At 71.3% G+C, this 6,037-nt stretch carries 6 protein-coding genes; 5 read left to right on the top strand and 1 reads right to left on the bottom strand.

Going from position 1 to position 6,037, the window contains the following annotated elements:
* Nucleotides 1–127: 127 nt before the first annotated feature.
* Nucleotides 128–733 carry a DUF461 domain-containing protein gene (locus tag ACFVST_RS23150; protein ID WP_390155175.1) on the bottom strand — a complete coding sequence of 202 codons (606 nt, stop codon included), beginning with the start codon at nt 731–733 and terminating at the stop codon, nt 128–130.
* Nucleotides 734–1,439: 706 nt separating this feature from the next.
* Between ACFVST_RS23150 and ACFVST_RS23145 the strand changes: the two genes are divergently transcribed.
* The 5 genes from ACFVST_RS23145 (at nt 1,440) to rlmB (ending at nt 6,006) form a co-directional block, all read left to right on the top strand.
* Nucleotides 1,440–1,922 (top strand): CarD family transcriptional regulator, encoded by a 483-nt coding sequence (locus ACFVST_RS23145; protein ID WP_050374646.1) that lies wholly within the window; start codon nt 1,440–1,442, stop codon nt 1,920–1,922.
* A 234-nt stretch (nt 1,923–2,156) separates the two neighbouring features.
* Nucleotides 2,157–2,918: a 2-C-methyl-D-erythritol 4-phosphate cytidylyltransferase gene (gene ispD, locus ACFVST_RS23140; RefSeq protein WP_390155172.1), complete on the top strand. Its 762-nt coding sequence runs from the start codon at nt 2,157–2,159 to the stop codon at nt 2,916–2,918.
* Nucleotides 2,908–3,429: a 2-C-methyl-D-erythritol 2,4-cyclodiphosphate synthase gene (gene ispF, locus ACFVST_RS23135; RefSeq protein ID WP_390155170.1), complete on the top strand. Its 522-nt coding sequence runs from the start codon at nt 2,908–2,910 to the stop codon at nt 3,427–3,429. Before ispD ends, ispF begins: the two co-directional genes overlap by 11 nt.
* 130 nt (nt 3,430–3,559) lie before the next feature.
* Complete coding sequence (cysS, locus tag ACFVST_RS23130) at nt 3,560–4,960, top strand: cysteine--tRNA ligase (protein WP_390155168.1); 1,401 nt, start codon at nt 3,560–3,562, stop codon at nt 4,958–4,960.
* Between the two features lie 107 nt (nt 4,961–5,067).
* Nucleotides 5,068–6,006, top strand: a complete 939-nt coding sequence (gene rlmB, locus ACFVST_RS23125) for a 23S rRNA (guanosine(2251)-2'-O)-methyltransferase RlmB (RefSeq protein WP_390155166.1) — start codon at nt 5,068–5,070, stop codon at nt 6,004–6,006.
* Nucleotides 6,007–6,037 lie beyond the last annotated feature (31 nt).

Here is a 6,037-nt window from a genome sequence, read left to right as displayed (position 1 = left end):
AGATCTGGTGACGGTCCGCGGCGTGGGCTACATGTTCGAGCCGTAGGCCGCGGCGCACGAGGTGGACCGCGGGTGGGCGCCACCCCGCGAACGGGGTGCCGCCCTCCGGCATGAGTGAAGCGTCCGGTCAGTGGCCCGAGCCGGTCGAGGCGCTCGCGTCCGGGGAGGCGGAATCCTTCGGCTTGCCGGAGGCGCCGGGCTTGGCGGAGGCCGTCGGCTTCGGCAGCTCGCTCGGGCCCCACTCGGTGAAGTAGCTGTTCGCCGGCACGACGAAGCCGGTCATCTTGACCTCGCCGGTCTTGCTGAAGGTGAAGGTGAGCGCCTGGGCGTCGCCCGCCCGCACCGCCTCGTGGCCCTCGGGCAGCACCGCGGAGGCGTTGCCCTTGCCGCCGAACATCACCGACCCGCCGGCCGGCACCACGACCTTCCCGGTGGCCTGGGCGGGCGTCAACTGCGCCGAGGTGCTGGTGCCGGTGAGCGTCACCGAGTCCACGGTCTGGTCGGTGCGTCCGTTGTTGAAGATGCGCGCGGAGACCACCGCGGGGCCGGTGGCCTCGTCGGGCTGGGTGATGACCATGGCGTTCTGGATCTTGACGTCACCGACGGCCGTCTCGGCGTTGTCCGGCTTGACCTCAAGAGTGGCGGCGCTGTTGCCGGCACCACATGCGGTGAGGCCCAGGCTGGAGATAGCGATGGCGGCGGCAAGGACGCCGCGTCGAAGGCTGCTGCTCACGGCGGCGGCAACTCCTTGAACGTGGGCGGTACGGAACCGGGGACGGGCGGCCGGTCGGCCGCCCGAGGGTATGTCAGCGTGCCTAGGCTATCGACCCGCTGTGACGGCGATGCACCCGACCCGCCCCATGCCCCGCGGCCCGCCCGCCCGCTGCCCCGCGGCCGGTCCGCCCGTTGCCCCGCGGCCGGTCCGGCGGCGGTCACGGGGCGCGATAGGAGCGCGATATGAGAGAGGCATATGCGGCCGCCGACGCTAAGCGATCAGCAAGCGATCAGCATCGCGGGGGAGTGGCGCGGGGTTGAGGCGGGGTGGATTTCCCCTCGCCGAATGAACGCGGCTTGAAATTGATCAATTGACGGGAGTGCGAGGAGTGGTGGGTGAGGTCCCCGAGACTTGTGTGATCAATTCCGGATTCGGTTCCCGCAGGTGTCCCGGCCCCGAACGGAGTAGCGAAAGTCACCTATCTGGAATCGGACATATGGGGATGTTCAGTGCTTGCGGTCGCGTGTCGAGTGCACCTAACGTCCGCCTTTCACCCTCCCCGCGCAGCCGCTCCCACCTGCGGATACCTGCCCCGGATGAGGCTTCGAAGCACGTCGCGGTTACCCTTGTCAAGCCCCGAGATATGCCCTGACCTGCGAAAACGCCATTCAGTAAGCGCCGTTCTCGTGTTACCCTGGATAGCCACGGAAGGGGTACCTGTCACATGACGTTCAAGGTTGGCGACACCGTGGTCTATCCCCATCACGGGGCCGCGCTGATCGAGGCAATCGAAACTCGCCAGATCAAAGGCGTGGACAAGACCTACTTGGTGCTGAAGGTCGCCCAGGGCGATCTGACGGTACGTGTGCCAGCGGACAATGCGGAGTTCGTCGGCGTGCGTGATGTGGTCGGTCAGGACGGGCTGGAGCGGGTCTTCGAGGTGCTGCGCGCACCGTATGCGGAAGAACCCACCAACTGGTCCCGTCGTTACAAGGCGAATCTGGAGAAGCTCGCCTCCGGTGATGTCATCAAGGTGGCGGAAGTCGTCCGCGACCTGTGGCGGCGTGAGCGCGAGCGCGGTCTCTCCGCAGGTGAGAAGCGTATGCTCGCCAAGGCCCGCCAGATCCTGGTGAGCGAACTCGCCCTCGCGGAGAACACCAACGAGGACAAGGCCGAGGCCCTGCTCGACGAGGTTCTCGCGTCCTGACACGCAGATGCCGCGGTGCCCGTTGACGCCATTGAGCCGTCGCCGGGCGCTGCGGCATGTCCGCGTATACAACCACCACTGCGCCGTACTGTGTGCCGGGCCCGGACCGTCCGCTCGACCGATGTCACGGAAGGGTCCGGTCGAGGCGTCGTGCCCGGCACTCCCCCGGCTCCCGTCGGGGGCACGCCCAGGCCATACCCACCTCGCCCGAGCGTACAAACCTGAACGGAACCGATGACTGACGATTCCCTGCCCGCGCCGTGCACCGCGGTACGGACGGCCGCGGTGATCCCCGCCGCCGGACGCGGCGTGCGGCTCGGCCCCGGCGCCCCCAAGGCGCTGCGCACTCTGGGCGGCGTCCCGATGCTGGTGCACGCGGTCCGCGCGCTGGCCGCGTCCCGGGCGGTGCGCCTGGTCGTGGTGGTGGCCCCGCCGGACGGCACCACCGAGGTCAAGGCGCTGCTGGCGGCGCACACCCTCGGCGAGCGGACCGACTTCGAGGTGGTGCCCGGCGGCGACACCCGCCAGGAGTCCGTCGCCCTCGGCCTGGCCGCCGTGCCGGAGGGCCACGACATCGTCCTGGTGCACGACGCGGCCCGCCCGCTGGTGCCGGTGGAGACGGTCGACGCGGTGATCGAGGCGGTACGCGGCGGGGCGCCCGCCGTGGTGCCGGCGCTGCCGCTGGCCGACACCGTCAAGGAGGTCGAGCCGGGCCCGGCCGGGGAACCGGAGCCGGTGGTGGCCACCCTGGAGCGGTCCCGGCTGCGCGCCGTGCAGACCCCGCAGGGTTTCGACCGCGCCACCCTGGTCCGCGCCCATGAGACGGTCGCCGTCGACAGCGAGGGCGCGACCGATGACGCGGGCATGGTGGAGCGGCTCGGCGTCCCGGTGGTGCTGGTCCCCGGCCATGAGGAGGCCTTCAAGGTCACCCGCCCCCTGGACCTCGTCCTCGCCGAGGCCGTACTCGCCCGCAGGAGGGCCACCGATGTCCGCTGAGCAGCGCACCTCCGGCGGCTCCGAGGGCGGCTTCCCCGTCCCCCGTACCGGTATCGGCACCGATGTGCACGCCTTCGAGCGCGGGCGGGAGTTGTGGTGCGCCGGGCTGCGGTGGGACGGCGAGGAGTACGGCCTGGCCGGGCACTCCGACGGTGATGTGGCCGCGCACGCCGCCTGCGACGCGCTCTTCTCCGCGGCCGGGATCGGTGACCTCGGCGCGCACTTCGGCACCGGCCGCCCCGAGTGGTCCGGCGCCTCCGGTACGACGCTGCTCGCCGAGGCGGCCCGTATCGTGCGGGCCGCCGGATTCGAGATCGGCAATATCGCGGTGCAGGTCATCGGGGTGCGGCCGAAGATCGGCAAGCGGCGGGCGGAGGCGCAGCAGGCGCTGAGCGAGGCGGCGGGCGCGCCGGTCTCGGTGTCCGGGACCACCACCGACGGCCTGGGTCTGACCGGCCGCGCCGAGGGCCTGGCCGCGATCGCCACCGCCCTCCTGGTCCGCGTCGGCTGACCGCTCCACCGGCCCCGCCCGGCCGAGTTGACCCGTACGACGATGCGAACAATCGCGGTCGGGCAGGGCCCGGGTGCCGGTTGTCCACAGGCGGCCCGGGGCACTGCCCCGCGCCTACTACCCTGGAGGGGTGACTATTCGCCTGCACGACACCAGCGCCCGGCAGATCCGTGACTTCACCCCGCTAGTACCGGGTTGTGTCTCGATCTACCTCTGCGGTGCCACCGTGCAGGCGGCTCCGCACATCGGGCATATCCGCTCCGGCCTCAACTTCGACATCATGCGCCGCTGGTTCGCCTATCGCGGCTACCAGGTCACCTTCGTGCGGAATGTGACCGACATCGACGACAAGATCATCTCCAAGGCCGCCGAGCAGGACCGGCCCTGGTGGTCCATCGGCTACGAGAACGAGCGCGCCTTCAACGACGGTTACGCGGCCCTCGGCTGCCTCCCGCCGAGCTACGAGCCGCGCGCCACCGGCCATGTCCCCGAGATGATCGAGATGATGCGCGGCCTCATCGAGCGCGGCCACGCCTATGAGGCCGAGGGCAACGTCTACTTCGACGTGAAGTCCTTCCCCGACTATCTCTCCCTGTCCAACCAGGAGTTGGACGATCTGCGGCAGCCCTCGGGCGACGCCGAGGCCGGCAAGCGGGACGCGCGGGACTTCGCGCTGTGGAAGTCGGCCAAGCCGGGCGAGCCGAGCTGGGAGACACCCTGGGGCCGCGGCCGTCCCGGCTGGCACCTGGAGTGCTCCGCGATGGCCCACAAGTACCTGGGCAGTGTCTTCGACATCCACGGCGGCGGGATCGACCTGATCTTCCCGCACCACGAGAACGAGATCGCCCAAGCCCGTGCCTACGGCGACGAGTTCGCGCGGTACTGGGTGCACAACGGCTGGGTCACCATGAGCGGCGAGAAGATGTCCAAGTCGCTGGGGAACTCGGTCCTCGTCGCCGAGATGGTCAAGCGCTGGCGCCCCATCGTGCTCCGCTACTACCTGGGCACCCCGCACTACCGCTCCACCATCGAGTACAGCGAAGAGGCCCTGCGGGAGGCCGAGTCGGCGTTCGCACGGATCGAGGGCTTTGTGCAGCGGGTCACCGAGAAGGCCGGGAAGCCGGTGCCGCCCGCCGATTCCGTGCCGCCCGCCTTCGCCGAGGCCATGGACGACGACCTCGGCGTGCCCGGCGCGCTCGCGGTCCTGCACACCACGGTCCGCCAGGGCAACAGCGCGCTCGCCGCGGACGACAAGGACGAGGCGGTGGCGCGCCTGTCCGAGGTGCGGGCCATGCTCGGCGTCCTCGGTCTCGATCCGCTGGACCCGCAGTGGTCCGGCGGGGAGGACCGCGGCGAGGATCTGCACGGCGTCGTCGACACCCTGGTCCGCCTGGTGCTCGACCAGCGCGAGTCCGCCCGAGCGCGCAAGGACTGGGCCACCGCCGACGCCATCCGGGACCAGCTCGGCCAGTCCGGTCTGGTCATCGAGGACAGCCCGCAGGGCCCGCGCTGGAGCCTCGGCCCGCGCTGACCCGCACCGCCCACCCGTACCCAGCAGGTGGCCGGCCTCCGACAGGGCGCCGGTCACCGCGAGACAAGCCACCGGGAACCCCCGGCACCCCGACAGACAGGTAGATCATGGCCGCCAACAACCGCCGTATGTCCGGCAAGAAGGGCGCACAGGTCGGCAGCGGCGGCAAGCGTCGCCGCGGCCTGGAGGGCAAGGGCCCGACCCCGCCCGCCGAGATGCGCAAGGGACACACCAAGAACCGCATCGCCAACGCCAAGGCGAAGCAGACCGCCCGCCGCCCGCAGCAGCGCCGCGGCGGCAAGGCCGCCTCCGAGCTGGTCGTCGGCCGCAATCCGGTGGTGGAGGCGCTCCGCGAGGGAGTGCCCGCCTCCACGCTCTACGTCCAGCAGTTCATCGACAACGACGAGCGGGTCCGCGAGGCCCTGCAACTCGCTGCGGACCGCGGCGGCATCAACCTGATGGAGGCGCCCCGCCCCGAGCTGGACCGGATGACCAACGGCCTCAACCACCAGGGCCTCGTCCTCCAGGTCCCGCCGTACGAGTACGCGCACCCGGAGGATCTGGCCGCGGCCGCCTACGACGAGGGCGCGGACCCGCTGATCGTCGCCCTCGATGGCGTCACCGATCCGCGGAATCTGGGCGCCGTGGTCCGCTCCGTCTCCGCCTTCGGCGGGCACGGGGTGGTGGTGCCGGAGCGGCGTGCCGCGGGGATGACGGCCGGCGCCTGGAAGACCTCCGCCGGTACCGCGGCCCGCACCCCGGTGGCCCGCGCCACCAACCTCACCCGCGCCCTGGAGTCGTACCAGAAGGCCGGGTTGACGGTGGTGGGGCTGGCCGCGGACGGGGAGACGGAGCTGGGGGAGCTGGCCGCGCTGGACGGGCCGGTGGTCATCGTCGTCGGCAGCGAGGGCAAGGGCCTGTCCCGGCTGGTCGGTGAGACCTGCGACATCCGGGTCCGGATCCCGATGCCGGGCGGCGCCGAGTCGCTCAACGCGGGTGTCGCCGCCGGTGTGGTGCTGTACGAGGCGTCCCGCCGCAGAGCCTGACGGGAGGGCGGTGCGGGCCCCGCCGGTCGTT

The organism is Streptomyces sp. NPDC058045 (assembly GCF_042885635.1).
In the GTDB taxonomy this organism is placed as follows: Bacteria; Actinomycetota; Actinomycetes; order Streptomycetales; family Streptomycetaceae; genus Streptomyces.
The sequence above is the reverse complement of the archived record's forward strand: the minus strand, read 5'-3'. Positions and strand labels throughout refer to the sequence as shown.